We start from the raw sequence: 19,874 nt of genomic DNA, 5'->3' as shown, positions 1-19,874 counted from the left end.
GCTCGATGAGGAGGCGCACCTCAAGGGGCTGCCGGAGAAGTACCGGGCCCGGATCCGCCAGGAGGACGAGCTGATGGATCTGCTGCGCCGGGCGCACCGGGTGCACGACGAGCGGGTCACCGCCGGCACCTGCTTCGTCAGAGTCTGACCAGCTCGGGGGCGTCGGCCGGCTCCGGCCGGTGCAGGCTGTCGCCCTCGATGTCCACCCGCGGCGTGATCCGGTCCAGCCAGCGCGGGAAGGCCCAGGCCCGGCGGCCCAGCAGGGTGAGCACGGCGGGCACCAGCGTCATCCGTACGACGAACGCGTCGATGAGCACCCCGAGCGCCAGCCCGAAGCCGATCGCCTTGATGGTCGGGTCGTCGATCAGCACGAAACCGCCGAAGACGGCTGCCATGATCAGCGCGGCGGCGGTCACCACCCGGGCGCCGTGCCCGACCCCGGCCACGGTCGCCGCGGTAGCGGTCGCGTCGCTCGGGGGCCCGGCGTGCACGAAGTCCTCGCGTACGCGGGAGACGATGAACACCTCGTAGTCCATGGCCAGCCCGAAGAGCACCCCGGTCATGATGATCGGCAGGAAGCTGACCAGCGGTCCCGGCCGGTCCACGCCGAACAGCTCCGCCGCCCGGCCGAGCTGGAAGACCGCGACCGTGATGCCGAAGGTGGCGCCGGTGGTGAGCAGGAAGCCGGCGGCTGCCTTCAACGGCACCAGCACCGAGCGGAATGCCAGCAGCAGCAACAGGAACGACAGCCCGATCACCACGCCCAGGTAGCGGGGCAGAGCCGCGGTGAGCTTCTGCGACACGTCGACGCCGACGGCGGTCGCGCCGGTGACGGCCACGCTGGTGCTGCCGCCGGCCAGCAGGGCGACCGAGTCGCGCAGGGCGTGGACCAGCCGCGCGGTCTCCGCGCTGCTCGGACCGCTGGCCGGCGTCACCACCACGACCTGGGTGGTGCCGGCGGCGTTGGCCGGCCCGGGGCTGACCGCGGCGACGTCCGGGAGCTTGCGGGCCCCGGCGGTCACCCGGCCGGTCAGCGCCGAGACGGCGTCGCGCGGGCCGCGGATCACCACCAGCAGCGGACCGTTGGCGCCGGCCCCGAAGGCGGCGGTGGTGAGGTCGTACGCGACCCGCTGGTGCGAGCCGGCCGGTGCGGTCCCGTTGTCCGGCAGCGCCAGCCGCATGTCCCGGACCGGCACGCTGAGCACGCCCAGCCCGCCGACGACCACGATCACCACCGGCACCCGGAACCGGGTCACCCAGCGGGCCCAGGTGGAGCCGAAGCCGTCCTCGCTCGCCCGCCGGGCGTGCGCGCCACGGTTGCGCAGACCGCGCGGCAAGATCCGGCCACCGGCGAAGCCCAGCATGGCGGGCAACAGCGAGAGAGCCACGAGTACGGCGGTGAGTACGGTCCCGGCGGCGGCGAGACCCATCGCGGTGAGGAACGGGACCCCGACCAGGCTGAGCCCGGCCAGCGCGATCACCACCGTGGCCCCGGCGAAGGTGACCGCCGAACCCGCGGTCGCGGTGGCCCGGGCGACCGACTCCTCGGCGGCCATCCCCGCGGCGAGCTGGGTCCGGTGGCGGGAGCCGATGAACAGCGCGTAGTCGATGCCCACGGCCAGGCCCAGCATCAGCGCGAGCACCGGTGCGGTCGACGACACCTCCGCCACGGCCGTCACCAGCAGCAGGCCGCACATGCCCGCCACCACCCCGACCAGGGCGGTCAGCAGCGTCATCCCGGCCGCCACCAGCGAGCCGAAGGTGACCACCAGGACCAGGGCCGCCACCGCCACCCCGATCACCTCGGTCGCGCCGATCTCCGGTCCGCCGCCGCTGACCCCGCCCGGAACCACCCGCGGGCGCTGGTCCGTGCCGTCGGACGCCAGCGTGTCGAAGGCCTCCCGGTCGGCGGGGGAGAGGTCGTCCGCGCCCTTGGTGTACCGCACGCTGATCAGGCCGATCGTGCCGGACCGGTCGATCCGGGACGAGGCGTAGGGATCCACCACGGCGACGACACCGGGCAGCCTCGCGGCCCGCGCGACCACTTCGGCCACGGCGGCCCGGGTGATCGCGTCCTCCAGCCGCGTCCCGGCGGGAGCCTGGACGACCAGGGTGAGAGCGGCGCCGCCGGCATCGGGCAGGTCCCGCTTGAGGGCGTCCAGGGCCTCCTGCGACTCCGTGCCGGGGATGGTGAAGGTGTCCACCGTCTTGCCGCCGAGCGTCAGGGCGCCGGCGGCCAGCAGGAGCAGGATCAGCGCCCAGAGGCCGGCCACCAACCGCCGGCGCCGGAACGAGAAACGGCCGAGGCGGTACAGCAGCTGGGCCATGGTGACGCTGTCCGATCTGCGCTGACAGGCAGGTTTGTCCTGGTCAGCGTAGCGATCGGAGCGCGCCGGGGCGGCCGATCAGGCTCAGCGGGGGCGCTGGCCCCGGGAGGAGGAGCCGATCTCGGGCTCGGGACGGCGTACCCCCGCCTTGCCCGCCGCCGAGTTGCTCGCGAAGCGGGCGGCGGCCCGCCGGACATGGGCCGCCCGGGCAGTGAGATCGGTGGTCGGCACCTCGGACAGGTCGGCCTCCTCCTCGGCCCGCAAAAGCTCGGGCGCGGCCTGTTCCGCGGCGGCCTGTTCCGCGGCGGCTGCTGCGGCCCGCTCGGCTGCGGCGGCCTGGTCCGCGATGGCTTGTTCCTCGGCGGTGGAGACCAGGCTGGCGATCCGGGCCGCGAGGTCGGCCGCGCGCGACGCGAGATCCGGCTGGTTGACGTGGGTGGCCTGCTCGGCCGCGGCCGCCTGCAGCGCCCGGGCCTCGTCGGCGGCCATTCCGGGCCGGTAGCCCGGCACACGCATCCGGGTGCCACTGACCGAGGCCGGAGAGGGCACGTCCTGCGTCTGAGACTCGGAGGTCCGAGGCTCGTACGGCTGCGGCTGAGCGGGCTGGAGCTGAGCGGGCTGGGGCTGATAGGGCTGGGGCTCGTAGCGCGGCGGGAAGTCCTGGTGCAGCGAGGCGAGCAGCAGGCTGTCGTGGTCCGCGTCGTCCATCGCCAGCCGGGACGGCTCAGGGACGGCGACCTCGAGCTCGTAGCCGGCCGGCGGGCCGGGGTCGGCCGGGCGGTGCACCGACAGAGCGCCGAGCAGCGTCACCGTCTGGCCCTCACCGCCCTGGAAGTTGCTGAATTCCGGGCCGATCAGCAGCCGCGACAGCATCCGGGCCTGCGGGGTCGACAAACTCAGCTGGTCCGCGTGGTCGACCCGGAACCGGGCGATCGAGTGCCGGATGAGGTTGGCCAGCTTGTCGGCGTCGCCCACCGTGGCCAGGTCGCCGCCCGCGAAGACCAGCGCCGGGAAGGAACCGTCGGACGCGGCGCACACGAGCTGGATCTGCGCCGCCGCGGCCGCACGGCCCGTCGTCCGGGCGCCGGGCTGCACCCGCAGGTGCTGCGGGTAGAGCCAGCGCAGCTCCCCCGAGGTGACCTCCAGGTCGTCGGGGGACTCCGAGCGGGTGTACGCGTACAGCACCCGGTTGTCGGTCACGAGCACCTCGGTGCTCTCCGGCAGCGCCCAGCGCGGCAGGGACGCCGCCTGGTCGAAGGCGTACTCGGCGACAGCGCACCGGCCCTGCCACAGGGGGCGCTCACCGCCCTGCAACGGGCCGAAGACGTCGGAGTGGCCGGTGGGAAGCGCAGTGGGGAGAAAATGCGAATCCGGCATACCTCGATTAGATCGATCCAGCAGAGGCCGGACAAGTCGCGGGGACGTGAAATTGCCTCATCGTGGAACCACGGCACCCCCGGCCCGGAGCGCCTGAACCTTTGGACGGCGGGGTCCGTACTGCTGTCTAGGGTCGCGCGCTGAACAGCCCCTCCGGAGGGGCCGGAGAGGGAAGAGCGTCGATGTCCGTCGCCGGCTGCTGACCGGAAGTGAATCGATCGAGGTCAGTCTCGACCCGGCCCGGGAACCAGTCCCCGGCCGCCCGCCGGCTCAGCTCGGCCACCGGCGGTGAGCCCCGCCCGGCCAGCACGACGAGATTGCCGAAGCGCCGGCCGCGCAGGACCGCGGCGTCGGCGACCAGGCAGGCCTGCGGCAGCGCGGCCCGGATGGTGGCGACCTGGGTACGGGCATAGCGCAACGGCGGCCCGTCGGCCACATTGGCGATCAGCCAGCCCGGCGGCGCGAGCACCCGCGCCACCTCCCGCATGAACTCCACCGACGCCAGGTGCGCCGGGGTGCGGGAACCCGCGAAGACGTCCACCACGACCAGGTCGTACCCGTCGTCGCGCATGCCGGTGACCGCCTCGCGGGCGTCGCCGACCCGTACCCGGATCTTGGCCTTGGGATCCCAGGGCAGCTCCCGGCGCACCAGCTCGACCAGCGGCCCGTCGATCTCCACCACCCGCTGCGGCGACCCGGGCCGGGTCGTGGCCACGTAGCGCGGCAGCGTCAGCGCGCCGCCGCCCAGGTGCAGGACCCGCAGCGGGGCCCCGGCCGGCGCGATCAGGTCGATGGCCGCGGCCATCCGGCGGATGTACTCGAACTCCAGGTGCGCCGGGTCGGCCAGGTCGACGTGGGACTGCGGGGCCCCGTCGAGCAGCAGCGTCCAGCCCGACGCCCGGTCGGGGTCACCGACCAGCTCGGCGACGCCCGAGCCGACGGTCTCGACCCGCCGCTCACCCCGCCTGCGCTGCGCCATGGCAGCAGTATGTCGGTTGCGATCAGGGAGCACGGCGGCGGGAACCCTGGGAATCGGCGTCCGCGGGCCGACGTCGACGGTCGTGACGGCAGCTGCGGACTTCCTCCCCGGTGACCCGTTGCTGCACCTGCTGCGCCGCGCAACGTACGGTCCGACCCCCGAGTCGGTCGCCGAGATCCGCCGACTGGGCGCGCCGGCCTGGCTGGAGCGGCAGCTCAAGCCGGCCGCCGTCGCCGACCCGGTCGCCGACGACCTGGTCGCCCGGCTGCCGCTGAGCCGGCTCACCATCGACGGTGTCCGGGCCAAGGTACGCAGCGGCGGGCTCAAGATGTACGGCTGGAACAGCATGTACGAGCTGGGCTGCGCCTCCCTGGCCCGCGCGGTCTGGAGCGAGCGGCAGCTGTTCGAGGTGATGGTCGACTTCTGGTCCAACCACCTCAACGTCACCAATCCCGCCGGCGACGTCTGGGACAGCCGGCCGGACTACGACCGGAGCGTGATCCGGCCGTACGCGCTGGGCCGCTTCGCCGACATGCTCAAGGCCTCGGCCCGGCACCCGGCGATGCTCACGTACCTGGACAACCGCTTCTCCACCAAGGCCGCGCCGAACGAGAACTACGGCCGTGAGCTGCTGGAACTGCACACGGTGGGGCTGGGCTACGCCGAGTCCGACGTCAAGAACGCCGCCCGGCTGCTCAGCGGCATGACGGTCAGCTGGGACGACGGGCGCTACCGCTACGACGCCGGCCGGCACGCCACCGGTGCGGTCAAGGTGCTCGGCTTCCGCCACGCCAACACGAGCGCCACCCGCGGCCAGACCGCGGCCCTGGCCCTGCTCGACTATCTGGCCCTGCACCCGGCGACCGCCCGGCGCATCGCCACCAAGCTCTGCGTCCGGTTCGTCGCCGACGACCCGCCGGCCGCGCTGGTGACCAGGCTGGCCAAGGTCTACCTGGACAACCGGACGGCGATCGCCCCGGTGCTGCGCGCCCTGTTCGGCTCGGACGAGTTCGCCGCGTCGGTCGGCGCCAAGACCCGCACGCCGCTCGAGGACATCGTCGCGACGGTACGCACGCTCGGCTACGCGCCCGAGAAGTCCGGCACCCAGGCGCTCAAGGCGCTCTACTGGATCACCGAATCCGCCGGGCAGGCGCCGATGGCCTGGGCGCCACCGAACGGCTACCCCGACGTAGCCGCGGCCTGGGCGTCCCCGTCCGGGCAGGTCGTGCGCTGGAACGCGCACCTGAACATCGCCGCCGGCTGGTGGCCCAGCACGCTGCAGCGGCCGGCGTCGCTGGTCACGGCCTTCGCGGGTACGGTGCCGGCCACCTACGGCGCGCTGATCGACGCGGTGGCCACCAGGCTGGTCGGCCGAAGCCTCGCCCCGGCGCACACCTCGGCCATCGCCGCCTACTACGGCAAGACGCCCGCCTCGGCCCTGAAGGCGAGCGACGCCGCTGTCGGGTGGGCGTTCCCGTACCTGGCCGCCCTGCTGCTCAACTCTCCCTACTTCGCGCTGAGGTGACCATGTCCGTTGTCGAGACCTGCGGCTGTGCCCCGGTCACCCGTCGCAAACTGCTCGCCGCGGGGGCCGCCGGGGTCTTCGCCGGACTGGTCGGTGACCAGCTCGCCACCCAGCTCGCCTTCGCCGCCGACACCTCGTACGCCGGCGACGTGCTGGTGCTGCTGTCCCTGCGCGGCGGCTTCGACGGGCTGTCCGCCGTGGTGCCGGCCGGTGACCCCGGCTACTACGCCGCGCGGCCGGGTATCGCCGTGCCGAAATCCCAGCTGATCGGGCGTGGTTCGTACTTCGGGCTGAACCCGGCGCTGGCCCCGCTGCTGCCGTTCTGGAAGGCGGGGACGCTGGGCGCGGTCCACGCCGTCGGCCAGCCGGCCCCGAACCGCTCGCACTTCTCCGCGATGGAGGAGCTGGAACGCGCGGCTCCCGGCACCACGCTGCCCACCGGGTGGCTGGACCGGATGACGGGCCGGCTGGGCGCGGACCATCCGTTCGACGCGGTCTCGGTGGGCAGCGCCCGGCCCGCCCGGGTGCTGGCCGGTCCGGCGCCGAGCCTCGGGCTGACCTCGATCGACGACTTCAAGCTGTCCGGCGAGGACCCGAAACGCCCGATGGCCGCGACCATGGCCGCCCTGTACGCGGGCGCACCCGACGCCCTGGCGCAGACCACGGCGATGACGACCGGCGCACTGGCCACCGCGGGACAGCTCAAGGCGGCCGGGTACCAGCCGGCCGGTGGGGCCGCGTACCCGGACACCGAGCTGGGGGCGGCGCTGCGGGACGTGGCCCGGCTCATCAAGGCGGACGTCGGCCTGCTCAGCGCGACTGTCGACTCCGGCGACTGGGACATGCACGAGAACCTGGGCGCGGCGGCGCCGGGCAAGAAGATGTACGACCATCTGGCCGACCTGGCCAAGGCGCTGGCGGCGTTCGCCACGGACCTCGGGCCGGCCGGGCTGGGCCGGGTCACCCTGGTCACCATCAGCGAGTTCGGCCGGCGGGTCGGCCAGAACGGTTCCGGCGGCCTCGACCACGGCTACGGCAACGCCATGCTCGTGCTCGGCGGGGGCGTCCGCGGCGGCCGGGTGCACGGCCGCTGGCCCGGCCTGGCCGCCGCCCAGCTGGTGGACGGCGACCTGGCCGTGACGACCGACTACCGCGCGGTGATCGGGGAGATCCTGCGGGCCCGTTGCGGGATCAGCGACGTGGCGAGCGTCTTCCCCGGGGTACGGCCCAGCGATCTGGGGCTGGTCAGCGCACGCTGAGCGGACCGGCCGGGGCGATGAACTCGATGCCCAGCAGCTCGGCCCAGAGCTCGCCGTCCGGGCCGACCAAGGCCGCGTCGCAGCGGGCCCCACGTTCGTCGCGGTGACCGTCGGCCACGATGCACAGCGCCGGGCCCGGCAACCGGCCCCAGCGGTGGATGCGGCACTCGGCGACCCCCATGGGCAGCACCGGGCGGTGCTCGTCCATCGCCCAGACGCCGCTGAGCTGCAGGGCACCGTCCAGGGCGGCGAGGTCCACCGGCAGGTCGTCGTCGGGCCAGCCCATCGCCCGGGCGCCGAGGACAGTGCCGACGACCCCCTGGGGACCGATCTCGCCGAGGGAGCGGACCACGTGCAACCGCGGGCCGTGGAACAGCGGCCGGCCGGCGTACACGGAGCTGCCCGGGAAGCGGGCCGGGTCACCGGCCGGCCGCCACTCGCGGTCCGGGCCCGGAGCGCCGAAGCCGGCCCGGAAGCACGGCTCACCCGCGTCGTTGCTCAGCCACACCTCCCGGCCGAACACCGTGACGCCGATGGTCTGCGGATGTTCCGTGGCCACCGAGCGCAGCACCCGGACGCCGGTCAGCACGGCGTCCTGCTCCCGGACCCGGGCGGCCGCGGCCATCCAGCCCAGCCCTGCGGCCAGGGGCAGGATCGCGACGTCCTGCGGCCGGTGGTCGGCGAGCCAGGGGTGCGTACCGGCGTCGACGGCGACGCTGGCCGGCTGGGCCCGGTCCGGGACCGTGGAGCGGGGAGTCAGCACGATGTGGGCGGGCCCGTCGACGGCCAGCTCGGCGACGAACGCGGCCGCGCGGGCGTGGACCGGAACCGTCTCGGCACCGGCCCGGTCAGCGTCGCCCCGGTCGGCGTCACCCGTCACCGGACCGGCCGGATCCCAGGCCAGCGAACGCACCAGACAGCCGGGACGGCGGCGCTGCTCCGCCTCGGCGATCCGGTCCAGGGTGGCGCCGATCAGCGCCTGGGTGCCCTGACCGAGGTCGCCGGACCAGCCGGCCACCGAGGAGAACAGCATCAGGGTGTCGAGCGGATCCTGGGTGGTCGCCGCGAGCAGGGCAGGCAGTCCGGCCAGGTGGGTGCTCAGCGCCCGGTCGGCGTCCGCCGCGGACTTCTCACCGGGGCGCCGGTCCACGACCACCTCGGCGCAGTGCAGCACTCCGGTGATCGGGCCCCACTCCGAGCGGACCAGGTCGAGCTCGGCGGTGAGGCGGTCGGCGTCGCGGTCGTCGGCGTGCACGTACCGGGCCTCGGCCCCGGCGGCCACGCAGGCGGCGATCGTCTCCCGGATCTCCCGGGCGGCCAGCACCGCCCGGGCCCGCAACCGCATCCCGGCCAGGCCGTCCGGCCCGCCGGTGCCGGCGGCGAACTTGCGCATCAGCGACACCTCGTCGGCCGCGCCGGCCAGGTGCTCCGGCTCGGCGGCCAGCGGGGTACGGCCCAGCAGCACCAGCCGGCACTGCGCCGCACGGGCCAGCTCCACCAGCGCCGCCCCGCAGAAGCCCCGGGCCTCGCCGGACGCGACGATGACCGAGTCCGGCCCGATGACCCGCTCCCGCGGCGTCCCGGCCCCGGCCGACACCAGCCGGCCCACCGAACGGGTGCCGTCCGCGGCGACCCGTACCCGCTGCGCACCCGCACCCCGGGTGAGCTCGTCGGCGATCAGGACGGCCACGTCGGCGGGCTCACGGTCCCCGCGCTCGCACTCGATGGCGATGGCGGACGCCGCCGGCCGGTCCCGGCCGACCGCGCCGACCAGCCCGACCAGGCCACCCAGCCAGGCGCCGGCCCGGCCGCTCACGGTGTCGGCGACGGTCACGAAGATCCCGCGGTCCTTGCCGTTGCGGGCCAGCCACAGGGCGGTGAGCTGGGCCTCGAGCGCCGCTTCGGGAGAGGCCGGGCGGGCCATGCCGCCGAGGAAGATGACGCCGCCCAGGCCCGGGTGGGTGGCCACCTCGGCGGCCAGACCGCGGGCGGTGAGCTCGGCGGCCACGGCGGTGGCGAGGCCGCTGCCGCCGTCGACGACGTGGACCGGGCCGGCGTGCAGGCCGGGCGGGGCGAGGCCGCCGAGCGGGGTCTGGGCCCAGGACATGGTCAGCCTGACCACGTCGATGTCCTGCGGCCCGGCCTGGGTGAGGAGGGCCGGGCCGGCCTGGGTGAAGCCGGTCGGCCCGGCCTGGGCGTGGGCCGGCCCGGCCGGGTCGAAGTCCGCCGGCTCGGTCCGGGTGAGGGTGGCCGGGCCGGTCGGGGCGGCGCCGAAGTCGAAGCCGGCCAGGCCCGGGAAGGTCGGCTCGATGAAGCCGGTGTCGGCCGGGTCGGGATCGGTCGCTTCGGTTTCGGCGGGGACCGTGGCGGTTGTCCGGTCCTCCGGGGCGGTCCGGGTGGCTTCGGGGGTGTCGGGTGCGGCCTCATCGAGATCCGGCCCGGTGGTCGCGGCGTCGGTGGCGGTGCCCTGACGATCCGGCTGGACCGGGACGGCCGTGGGTGACGTCGCGGGTCCCGGCGGCTCGGCCGGCATCCCGGTCCGGTGCTCCGCTCCCGGGCCCGGCTGGACCGGCCTGGCGCGGTGGTCCGTACCGGCAGCCTGCGGCGGGGTCCCGGTCCGGTGCTCCGCGCCCGTGACGGGGTCGGTCCGGCGGTTGATGCCGGACGCGGGCCAGGCCCGCCGGTTGGGGCTCGCCGCCGGTGTCGCCCACCGGCCGGCTGCCGTGTTGGACGCGGCGGCCGGCGCGCGGGTGGGACGGTCCGCTTCCGCCGGGCGGCCGCTTCGGTCCAGGTCGGCCGGGCGGCCGCTTCGGTCCAGGTCCGCCGGCCGGCCGGCTCGGTCCGGTTCGGCCGGGCGGCCGGTGAGGGCCTCGATGACCCGCAGGTACTCCAGGTGCGCCTCGGTCATCAGCCGCTGGAAGGTCGCGTGCGCTTCCGCGCTGTGCCGGGCCAGCTCCAGCGTCTCCCAGCCCGGAGGGTCAGCGGACTGCGCCGGCGCCGCCGAGACGGGCGCGGCGGACTGGGGGACGTGCGGGGTAGGGGGCACGGGAAGTCTCCTCGAATAGGACGGCTTTATCCGTACTATTCGGACACAGGGCGAGGCGTCGCGCCCGGGAAACGGCGGGGGTTACCCCGGTCAGGCGGGGCTGCGGCGCAGCGCGAAGCGGGCGTGGGTCAGCCCGTCCACCGAGCGGATCGCCATCGCGTCGCAGAGCTGCTGCACCAGCCACAGGCCCATGCCGCCGATCCGGCCGGGCCGCGGCGGCAGGTAGCCCGCGAGCGGACCGGGCGGCACCCGGCCGTCGTCGGTGACCTCGCACACCACCGCGTCGTCGGTCAGCCAGACCCGCAGCTCCCGGTGCTCGCCGCCGTGCCGGATGCCGTTGGTGGCGACCTCGCTCAGCGCCAGCAGGAGATTCTCGACGCGGTCGGGCGGCAGCCAGCCCTCCGCGGCGGCCCGCGCCCGGACCTGCGCGCGCAGGCCGGCCACGGAGTCGTGCACCGGTACGGCGATGACCGGCTCCCCGGTGACCGGGTACGGCGGCTCGGGCAGCTCGGTCAGCAACCGTTCCGGCGGCTCGTAGCCCACGCTCTCCAGCCAGCCGTCGTCGTACAGCCGGGGGTGGGTGCGCTCCGCCGTGCGGACGGTCTCCGGCGGGAGGTTGCTGCGGTCGTACGGGCACAGCAGATGCCCGCGCAGCCCGGCCAGTGATTCGTTGAGGGCGGACTCGAAGCGGACCCAGCTGCGCGTCCCGTGCGCCGGCGTGGTGTGCCCGATCAGCCGCATGAACGGCCGGCCGCTCGACGCCGCGGCCCGCAGCAGCTGGGACCAGCCGGCGATCGTGCGCACCGGGCGGACGTACCACTCGTCGGCCGGCAGGAACCGCACCCGGGCACCGTCGGCGGCCAGGGCGTCGCGCAGCAGGCCGGTGCAGTGGGCGTTCGCCGCGACCGCCACGGCCTCGTCACGGGCGAGCCCGTCGCGGACGAAGGCGGCCAGCGTGGTGCCGTACGCGGTGTCGGAGTCGTAGAAGAAAGCTGAGTGGGTGAACGCCGGACGCGCGTCGGCGGCTGCGCCGCTTCCCTGCACCTGGCCTCACCTCCGAGCACCGCCGATCGACCACGGTAACACCGGGAGGGCGGGCCGGAAGATGCCGAGCGTTTCCGGTGCACCACTGCGAGTGAACGAAGGCGCCCTTATACGTGAAACCCGTCATGCGAGCAGTGGGGCGCGGTCCACACTGGGCCCGACCAACCAACGTGGAGGTGAGTGGTGTCGGGTACGGGGACCAGCGCGCTGGCCGAGATCATCGGCAATGGGCCGGTGCGAGCCGCCGGGCCACCACCGGCCGACGACATGGCGGCCATCCTCGCCGCCGCCCAGCACCGGGCGGGACCGCCGCTCAAGATCCGGCGGCACGAGTCGGAGGACGGGCCGGCCTACTGGCGCTGGGACTGCGACAGCTGCGGTGAGTACGGCGGGGGCCGGCACCACAGCGACGCGATCACCCGGGCCATGCGGCACTGCGGGGAGCACCCGGAGCACCGCTCGTCCTTGCTGCCGCCGTCGCGCTGCCGGGAACGGGACCACCGGCTGGCGGTGCATCCCATGCTCTTCGCGCTCGACGACGACCCGCCGCCGGAGCCACTCGCGAACTGAGCTGCGAGCGGCCCCGGAGGGCGAAGGTCACTGCTGGGACGTGTCGCCCTGACCGGTGCGGGTCTGAGCCTGGTCCACGCCCTTGTCGATCTGGTCCGAGTACTTGTTGCCGGTGCGGTCGTCGACCTGGTCGCCGGCCTTGTCGAGGCCCTTGTCGACCTGCTCGTCGTGCTGGTCGGCGAAGTCCTTGGCCTTGTCCATGAAACCCATGTCAATTCCCTTCCGTTGGTACGGACGGGTTGCCCGGGCTCGGTGGCAGCAAACCTCAGGCCCGGGTGTCTCCCTCGCCGGTGCGCTTCTGCGCCTCGTCCACGCCCTTGTCGATGTGGGTCGAGTACTTGTGGCCGGTGCGCTTGTCGACCTCGTCACCGACCTTCTCGAGGAGCTGGTCGACCTGCTTGTCGTGTTTTTCGGCGAAATCCTTCGCCTTGTCCAGGAAGCTCATGCGGCCGTTCCCTTCTTCGCGCTCAGCACCTCGGCGATCCGGGCCACCCGGGGGTCGGCGAGGATCTCCTCCAGGCTAGCCGTGAGCGGGATCCGCCAGTTCGGATACTCGTCCGTGGTGCCCGGCAGGTTGGGCTGGCGCAGCTCGCCCAGCACGTCGTAGAGCGAGGCGGTGATGAACCGGGACGGCGTGCGGGCCAGGAACTCGTGCATCGCCACGATGATCTCGGTCGCCGGGGTGTCCGGCGTGATCAGGCCCTCCTCGGTGAGCCGGACGAGCAGCTGGGCCCGGTCCTTGTCGGCGAACTCCTGCTCATCCTCGACCGGGCCGGCCAGCTGACCGAGCTCGGCGCGGACCCGGACCTGCTCGCCGACCAGGAACCCGGCCGCGGTCGGCAGGTCATGGGTGGAGATGGTGGCCAGGGCGTTGCGGGGATAGTCCGCCGCGCTCAGGTAGCCCTCGGCCGGGTCGTCGTAGTCGCGGGTGAACCACAGCACCGCCGAGCCGAGCATGTTCATGCGTTCCAGCGTCTCGGTGACCACCGGCAGCACCGTGCCGAGGTCCTCGCCGATCACCACCGCGCCGGCCCGGTGCGCCTCCAGCGCCAGGATGCCGAGCATGGCCTCCGGGTCGTAGTGCACGTACGTGCCCTCGGCCGCGCCCATGCCCGGCGGCACCCACCAGAGCCGCCACAGCCCGGCCACGTGGTCGACCCGCAGGCCGCCCGCGCGCCGGAAGATCCGCTGGAGCATGTCCCGGTACGCGGCGTAGCCGGTCTGGATGAGCTGGTCGGGGCGCCACGCGGCGAGCCCCCAGTCCTGGCCGAGCTGGTTGAACGCGTCCGGCGGGGCGCCGGTGTGGACCCCGGCGGCGAGCACGTCCTGCAGCAGCCAGCCGTCCGCGCCGCTGGGGTCGATGCCGACGGCGAGGTCGTGCACGATGCCGACCGGCATCCCGGCGTCCCGGGCGGCCTGGTTGGCCGCACCGAGCTGGTCCTCGAGCAGCTGCTGGAGCCACACGTGGAAGGCGACCCGGTCCCCGGTGCGGGCGTCCGCCACCGCCGGGGAGTCCGGGCGCCGGAACTCGGCCGGCCACTGCTGCCAGTTCGGCCCGTGCACCTCGGCGAGCGCGCAGAAGGTGGCGAAGTCGGTCAGCCCGGGATCGGCGGTCAGGTCGACCTCATCGGCCGGCGGCCGGAGCAGCTCCAGCGCGGCCCGCTTGGCCTGCCAGACCGCGGTGTAGTCGATGAGGCCGTCGGCCGCCGGCGCCGGGCGCAGGGCGTCGACCTGCTCACGCAGGGCGGGATCGGCCCGGCGGTACGCGTCGGTGTCGGCGACCCGCAGGTACAGCGGATTGGCGAACCGGCGGCTCGACGGCGAGTACGGCGACGCCGGCACCGCCACCGCCGGGGTGATCGCGTGCAGCGGGTTGAGCAGCACCAGCCCCGCGCCGTGGCTGCCCTCGACGAAGGTGCGCAGGTCACCCAGGTCACCCAGGCCCCACGAGGCGGCCGAGTGCAGGGCGTAGAGCTGCAGCATCCAGCCCCAGGTCTCCGGCGGCTCGGGCAGCTCGGTGGGGACCACGACCAGCGTCACGTCCTGCTCGTCGGTGACCAGCCGGTGCCAGCCCAGCGGCAGGTCGCGGGGGAGCTCACCGTCGGCCCGGACCTGGGTGCCGTCCTCCAGCCGGATCGTGCCGGTGAGCGGCTGGGTGTCACCCTGCCGGACGACCACGGTGCCCGGCAGCCGGTGCTGTTCCCGGGCTGTCCGGATCTCGGCCAGCTCGGCCGCGATCGACGCCGGCGTGGTGGCGTCGACCCCGAGCAGGCCGAGGACGCCGATCACCGACTCGCGCGACACGTCCTTGCGCTCGCGATGCCAGTCCTCGTACCAGGTCGCCACCCCGTGCGCCTCGGCCAGAGCAGTCAGATCCGCGTCCATCCCCGTCCCCTCGTTCGATTCCGCTGGGTCATACCCTGCCCTGTCGGCGGTAGTCCGGTCATGCAGGTCTTGCGGGTGTCGGCCAAGATGGAGCGCATGTCTTCTGCAGTGAAGTGGTGGTCACGGCTCAGCGCCGCCGTGACAGGCGCGGTCCTGACGCTGGTCATCCCGGTGCACGCCTGGGCGGCGAGCAACGGCACGGCCGAGCTCGCGGTCGAGGCGGCGCGGTCCCGCCGGCGCCGGGGCGGCATCGGTTTCCTTCCCATTTTCGGCGGCCTGTGCTGCCTGCTCGTGGTGGCCGGCATCGTGCTGGCCTTCGTGCTGATTTCCCGGAACCGCAAACGTCGCTGAGCCCGCCCACCTAGCTTGGAGGGGTGGGTATCCGGGCGAAAGCGATCGCGCTGGGCACGGGGATAGCCGCGGTCTGCACCGTGCCCCTGGTCATCACCGTCACCGCCGACGCGGCGCCGGACGTGTTGCTCTCCAAGGGCCGTCCGGTCGTCGCGTCGACGGTTTCCGGCGCCGGTCAGGACGCCACCAAGGCGGTGGACGGCTTCGCGAGCAGCCGCTGGGCCGCCGGTGCGGCCGGCTCCCAGTGGCTGCGCGTCGACCTCGGCAAAGCGCAGGACGTCAGCCGGGTCCGGCTGCGCTGGGACGGCGGGTACGCGAAGTCGTACCGCGTCCAGGTCTCGAGCGACGGCGCCGCCTGGCGTGACCTCTACCGCACGAGCAGCGGCGACGGCGGCACCGACGACCTCAAGAAGCTCCACGGCACCGGACGCTACCTGCGCTTGCTCGCCACCCAGCCGGGCGCCGCGAGCGGCTACTCGCTCTACGAGCTGCAGGCCTTCGGGCCCGGCCCGGCCGCGCCGGTCAAGGAGGGCACGCCCGCGGTGACAGAGTCCTCGCTCGCCGCCGGTCTGGCCGACCCGCGGAAGAAGGCCATCGCGCTGCAACTGGTCTCCAGCGCGGAGAACTCGACGCTGAACTGGCGGGGCGAGTTCGGCTATCTGGAGGACATCGGCGACGGGCGCGGCTACACCGGCGGCATCGTCGGCTTCTGCTCCGGCACCTCGGACATGCTGGCGCTGGTCACCGAGTACACCCGCCGGGTGCCCGGCAACAAGCTGGCGAAGTATCTGCCGGCGCTGCGTACCGTCGACGGGTCGGACTCGCACGCCGGGCTCGACCCCGGCTTCCCGGCCGCCTGGAAGGCGGCCGCCGCCGACCCGGCGTTCCAGAAGACGCAGGAGGACGAGCGGGACCGGATGTACTTCGATCCCGCGGTCGCCCTGGCGTCGGCCGACCGGGTCCGCGCCCTGGGCCAGTTCGCCTACTACGACGCGGCGGTGATGCACGGCCAGTCCGGGCTGCGCAGCATCCGGGCCGACGCCATGCGCAAGGCCAGGACGCCGAAGCAGGGCGGCGACGAGCTGGTATGGCTCAACGCGTTCCTGGACGCCCGGGTCAAGGAGATGCGCACCGAGGAGGCGCACAGCGACGTGACCCGGGTCGAGACGGCGCAGCGGCTGTTCCTGAAGGCCGGCAACATCGACCTGAACGGGCCGCTCAGCTGGCGCGTCTACGGCGACAGCTTCACGACCCGCTGACCGGCCGTCAGCCGTTGCCGGGCTTCTTGTCGTCCTTCTTGGGGTCTTTCTTGGGGTCCTTCTTGTCGGCGTCCTTCTTGCCGCTGATCTGGATGCTCACGAAGCCGCCCTCGAGGGTCCGGCCGTCGGGCGAGGTGCCCGCCGCCTGACCCGCCGGGCAGTCCGACGCGACCTCCGTGCCCGGGCCCACGATGAAGCCCGCACCCTTGAGCTTGCTGGTCGCCGCGGCGACGCTGAGGCACTTCACGTCCGGGATCGAGCGTTGCTCGCCCTCGGGCAGCTTGTCGCCGGAGGGCTTCTTGAACTGCTCCTTCGGCTTGCCCTTCATGATGTCGTGCATGGTCTCCCAGACCGCCGGGTTCACGATGGAGTGGCTCAGCCGGTACGGGTGGTCCTGGTAGTCCGGGTTGACCAGGTAGCCGGCCACGACCATGGACGTCGTCCCGATGATCAGTGACGCGGTCTTGTCGTTGTCCGTGGTGCCGGTCTTCCCGAAGATCGGGTGACCCACCTCGCCCCGGGCGGCGCCGGCGGTGCGGCCCTTGCAGCTGCCCAGCTGGGCGAAGTCGCCGATCGGGCAGCGGGCCGCGTCGATCGCCGTCCGGGCCACGTCCGGCTTGGTGGCCTGCCGGCAGTTGGGCTTGCCGACGTCGAGCTTCTCGCCCTTGGCCGTGGTGATCTGCTGGACCGGGGTGGGCGTGCAGTACTTGCCGTCGGCGGCCAGCGTCGCGTACGCGTTCGCCATCTCCAGCGGGGTGGAGGCCGACACGCCCAGGGTGAACGCGCCCCAGTCCTTGGCGTTCTTGGTGGCCATCTCCTTCTCCTTGGGCGACCGGAACTGCACACCGAAACGCTGCGCGACGTCGACCACCTTGTCCGAGCCGACGCTCTCCTCCAGCGGCACGAAGAACGTGTTGACCGAGGCCCCGAACCCGGTCCACATGTTGTACGGGCCCTTCTCGCTCTTCGACGCGTTCGTGGGGCACCAGTACCCGCCGCCGCACGAGGCCGGCCCGGTGTCCCGGTAACCGGACTTGTACTGGTACGTGGTGTTGATCGGGTACGACGGCGGGTAGCCGTTCTCCAGCGCCGCGACCATCGTGAACATCTTGAACACCGACCCGGCCTGGTAACCGGTGATGTCGCCACCGCCGGTGAGCAGCGGGTTGGTGGTGTTCGGATAGGTGCCGCGGATCTTCTTGGCGGCCTTCTTCGGGTCCGAGGACATCTTGTTGTGCTCGACGTCCAGCTTGAAGCGGCGGTTGGCGGCCAGGGCGCGGACCCGTCCGGTGCCCGGCTGGACGGCGGCCAGCAGCAGGGCGTCGCGGTTGGTGATGCTGATCTTCTCGGAGATGTTCTTGCGCGTGGCCGCCTGCGCCTTGATGTCCAGCGAGCTCTGCACCCGGTAGCCGCCGCTCTTGAGCCGCCGCTCGCGGTCGTACACGGTCCGGCCGAACTCGGGCCGGCTGAGCCACCACCGGTAGAAGTAGTCGCAGAAGAAGCCCCAGTGGTTGGTCTTCACGGAGGCACAGCCGTTGCCGGAGCGCTGCGTCGTGCGGCCGAGCTTGACCTTGATCGCGGCGGTCGCCGCCTCGGGGGTGATGTAACCCAGGTCGCGCATGTTGCCGATCACCCAGTTGCGCCGGTCCAGCGCCCGGGGGTAGCCACGCGGGGTGGTCGGGTCGAAGCCGCTCGGCGCCTTGACCATGCTGGCCAGCAGGGCCGACTCGGCCACGGTGAGGTCCTTGGGGTGTTTCTTGAAGTACACCTGGCTGGCGGCGAAGATGCCGTACGAGCCGTTGCCGAAGGGCGCCGCGTTCAGGTAGCGCTCCAGGATCTGCTGCTTGGTCAGCTCCTTCTCCAGCTGCATGGCGTACTTCATCTCGGTGACCTTGCGGGTGGTGGTGTCCTCGGTGGCGTCCACGACCTCCTGCGGGGTGGTCGCCGAGTACGCCAGGGACATCTTGACCAGCTGCATGGTCAGGGTCGAAGCACCCTGTTTGTCGCCACCCTGCTTGTTGTTGACCAGGGCGCGTACGGAGCCCTTGAGGTCGACGCCGTTGTGCTTGAAGAACTGGTGGTCCTCGGCGGCGACGATGGCGTTCTGCATGGTGATCGAGATGTCCTTGAGCGGGACCTCGCTGCGGAACTCGTCGTAGAACATCGTGATCAGCGTCTTGTTGTCGGCTGCGAAGACCCGGGTCAGCTGCGGCGCGGAGGCCTGCTTGAGCTGGCTGGGGAGATTCTCGAAGGCTTCACCGCCGGCCTTGGCCGCCAGCCCCGACATGGCCACGGCCGGGAACGCGGCCGCGGCCACGGCGACCCCGGCCAGTAAGCCGCACACCAGCAGCGAGGACACGTTCGTGACGAAGTGGTGGTCGCGTCCGCGCATCAAGGAGATCCGTTCCACGGTGAGAAGACAATCAATGCCGCCCGGGACGCCGAAGCGGCCCGGGCGGCAGAGTAACGGTCTTACGCAAACGGTGTCAGACCTTGGTCCACTTCTGGTTCGTCGTGCCCCCGCAGTCCCACAGTTGCAACTGGGCTCCGTTGGCGTTGTTCCAGTCCTTCACGTCGACGCACTTGTTGGCCGAGACGTTGACCAGGTCACCGGCGGCCGACAGGGTGAACCGCTGCACCGGGTTGCCGTTGCAGGTGACCAGCTGGATCGGGGTGCCGTTGGTCAGCGCGCCACCGGCCGGGTCCATGCACTTGCCCAGACCCCGCAGCGTGCCGTCGCTGTTCGGCGCCCACTTCTGCGCGTTGCTGCCGTTGCACTCCCACAGCTGCAGCCGGGCGCCGTCGACGGCGTTGCCGCCGGGGATGTCGATGCAGCGGTTGCTGAAGTTGGACCGCAGCGCGGTGCCACCGGTGGCCGGCGGCGGGGCGGTGCCGCCGTCGGTCCAGGCCGAGACGCGGACGTAGTCGACCAGCATGGTCTGCGGGAACTGCGTGCTGCCGTCCGGGTAGCCGGGCCAGTAACCGCCGACGGCCACGTTCAGGATCATGAAGAAGTTGTGGTCGAAGACCCACTGGTCGCCACCGAGGCTGGCCGGCGTGATCCGGAAGTACTCCGCGCCGTCGAGGAACCAGACGATGAGGTTGGGCGACCACTCCACGGCGTACGTGTGGAATGCGTCACCCAGCGCGGCGCCGATCGTGCGGCCGGCGCCGATGCCCTCGGCGCCGGAGTAACCGGGGCCGTGCACGGTGCCGTGCACCGTGTTCGGCTCCTTGCCGACGTTCTCCATGATGTCGATCTCACCGGTGGTCGGCCAGTTGTTGCCGCCCAGCATCCAGAAGGCCGGCCAGATGCCCTGGCCCTTGGGGATCTTGATGCTGGCCTCGAAGCGGCCGTACCGCTGGGAGAACTTGTCGGCGGTCAGGATCCGGCCCGACGTGTACTGACAGGTGCCGTAGTGGCACTGGTAGTTGGCCGGGTTCTCCTTGCGGGCGGTGATCGCCAGGTGACCCTGCCCGTCCTGCCGGACGTTGCTGGTCGAGTTCGTGTAGTACTGCTGCTCGTTGTTGCCCCAGCCGCTGCCGCCGATGTCGAACTTCCACTTGCCGGCGTCGATCGGGCTGTTGGCCGCGCCGTTGAACTCGTCCTGCCAGGTGATGCCGCCGATGGCGGCGTCAGCCTTGTCGTTGCGGGAAGCGGCCACAAGGCCGCTGCTGAGGGTCGCGGCGACGACGGCCGCCGCGAGCAGAATGCGGGTTTTACGCATGGGGGATGAGCCTCCGGGGGAAGA

General features: G+C 72.9%; 15 protein-coding genes. 5 read left to right on the top strand and 10 right to left on the bottom strand.

Going from position 1 to position 19,874, the window contains the following annotated elements; translation table 11 throughout:
- Positions 1–137: 137 nt before the first annotated feature.
- The 3 genes from ACWEOZ_RS08570 to ACWEOZ_RS08560 all read right to left on the bottom strand — a co-directional run bounded on the left by ACWEOZ_RS08570 (position 138) and on the right by ACWEOZ_RS08560 (position 4,683).
- A complete protein-coding gene (locus ACWEOZ_RS08570; RefSeq protein ID WP_451910088.1) occupies positions 138–2,327 on the bottom strand; it encodes an MMPL family transporter in 2,190 nt (729 codons plus the stop codon).
- 84 nt (positions 2,328–2,411) lie between these two features.
- Positions 2,412–3,704 carry a translation initiation factor 2 gene (locus tag ACWEOZ_RS08565; protein WP_451910087.1) on the bottom strand — a complete coding sequence of 431 codons (1,293 nt, stop codon included), beginning with the start codon at positions 3,702–3,704 and terminating at the stop codon, positions 2,412–2,414.
- Between the two features lie 127 nt (positions 3,705–3,831).
- Entirely contained in the window at positions 3,832–4,683 is an 852-nt protein-coding gene (locus ACWEOZ_RS08560; protein ID WP_451910086.1) for a spermidine synthase, read from the bottom strand.
- An 82-nt stretch (positions 4,684–4,765) separates the two neighbouring features.
- Between ACWEOZ_RS08560 and ACWEOZ_RS08555 the strand changes: the two genes are divergently transcribed.
- Complete coding sequence (locus ACWEOZ_RS08555; protein WP_451910085.1) at positions 4,766–6,208, top strand: DUF1800 domain-containing protein; 1,443 nt, start codon at positions 4,766–4,768, stop codon at positions 6,206–6,208.
- Positions 6,209–6,210: 2 nt separating this feature from the next.
- The gene (locus ACWEOZ_RS08550) at positions 6,211–7,467 is read left to right on the top strand and encodes a DUF1501 domain-containing protein (protein WP_451910084.1); all 1,257 of its coding nucleotides are present in this window, start codon (positions 6,211–6,213) and stop codon (positions 7,465–7,467) included.
- On the opposite strand, the gene ACWEOZ_RS08545 is transcribed toward ACWEOZ_RS08550, so the two are convergent.
- Together ACWEOZ_RS08545 and ACWEOZ_RS08540 are read right to left on the bottom strand one after the other, a co-directional pair.
- Entirely contained in the window at positions 7,454–10,513 is a 3,060-nt protein-coding gene (locus ACWEOZ_RS08545; RefSeq protein ID WP_451910083.1) for a KR domain-containing protein, read from the bottom strand. The two genes, ACWEOZ_RS08550 and ACWEOZ_RS08545, sit on opposite strands and share 14 nt — an antisense overlap.
- 90 nt (positions 10,514–10,603) lie before the next feature.
- Positions 10,604–11,557 (bottom strand): anti-sigma factor RsbA family regulatory protein, encoded by a 954-nt coding sequence (locus ACWEOZ_RS08540; RefSeq protein ID WP_451910082.1) that lies wholly within the window; start codon positions 11,555–11,557, stop codon positions 10,604–10,606.
- A gap of 183 nt (positions 11,558–11,740) precedes the next feature.
- Between ACWEOZ_RS08540 and ACWEOZ_RS08535 the strand changes: the two genes are divergently transcribed.
- Complete coding sequence (locus ACWEOZ_RS08535) at positions 11,741–12,127, top strand: hypothetical protein (protein WP_451910081.1); 387 nt, start codon at positions 11,741–11,743, stop codon at positions 12,125–12,127.
- Between the two features lie 27 nt (positions 12,128–12,154).
- On the opposite strand, the gene ACWEOZ_RS08530 is transcribed toward ACWEOZ_RS08535, so the two are convergent.
- From ACWEOZ_RS08530 to malQ, 3 genes are read right to left on the bottom strand one after another with little or no spacing between them, the layout of a single operon-like run.
- The gene (locus ACWEOZ_RS08530) at positions 12,155–12,337 is read right to left on the bottom strand and encodes an antitoxin (RefSeq protein ID WP_451910080.1); all 183 of its coding nucleotides are present in this window, start codon (positions 12,335–12,337) and stop codon (positions 12,155–12,157) included.
- Between the two features lie 55 nt (positions 12,338–12,392).
- On the bottom strand, positions 12,393–12,572 hold the full coding sequence (locus ACWEOZ_RS08525; protein ID WP_451910079.1) for an antitoxin: 180 nt from the start codon (positions 12,570–12,572) through the stop codon (positions 12,393–12,395).
- Positions 12,569–14,512 carry a 4-alpha-glucanotransferase gene (gene malQ, locus ACWEOZ_RS08520; RefSeq protein ID WP_451910078.1) on the bottom strand — a complete coding sequence of 648 codons (1,944 nt, stop codon included), beginning with the start codon at positions 14,510–14,512 and terminating at the stop codon, positions 12,569–12,571. The genes ACWEOZ_RS08525 and malQ overlap by 4 nt, the downstream gene beginning before the upstream one ends.
- A gap of 96 nt (positions 14,513–14,608) precedes the next feature.
- Here malQ and ACWEOZ_RS08515 point away from each other — a divergent pair, with 96 nt between their 5' ends.
- On the top strand, positions 14,609–14,863 hold the full coding sequence (locus ACWEOZ_RS08515; protein WP_212991153.1) for a hypothetical protein: 255 nt from the start codon (positions 14,609–14,611) through the stop codon (positions 14,861–14,863).
- 23 nt (positions 14,864–14,886) lie between these two features.
- Positions 14,887–16,122: a chitosanase gene (locus ACWEOZ_RS08510; RefSeq protein WP_451910077.1), complete on the top strand. Its 1,236-nt coding sequence runs from the start codon at positions 14,887–14,889 to the stop codon at positions 16,120–16,122.
- Positions 16,123–16,129: 7 nt separating this feature from the next.
- On the opposite strand, the gene ACWEOZ_RS08505 is transcribed toward ACWEOZ_RS08510, so the two are convergent.
- Positions 16,130–18,514 (bottom strand): penicillin-binding protein, encoded by a 2,385-nt coding sequence (locus tag ACWEOZ_RS08505; protein WP_451910076.1) that lies wholly within the window; start codon positions 18,512–18,514, stop codon positions 16,130–16,132.
- Between the two features lie 94 nt (positions 18,515–18,608).
- Entirely contained in the window at positions 18,609–19,850 is a 1,242-nt protein-coding gene (locus tag ACWEOZ_RS08500) for a family 16 glycosylhydrolase (protein WP_451910075.1), read from the bottom strand.
- Positions 19,851–19,874: the final 24 nt, after the last annotated feature.

The organism is Actinoplanes sp. NPDC004185 (genome assembly GCF_053603475.1).
The sequence above is the reverse complement of the archived record's forward strand: the minus strand, read 5'-3'. Positions and strand labels throughout refer to the sequence as shown.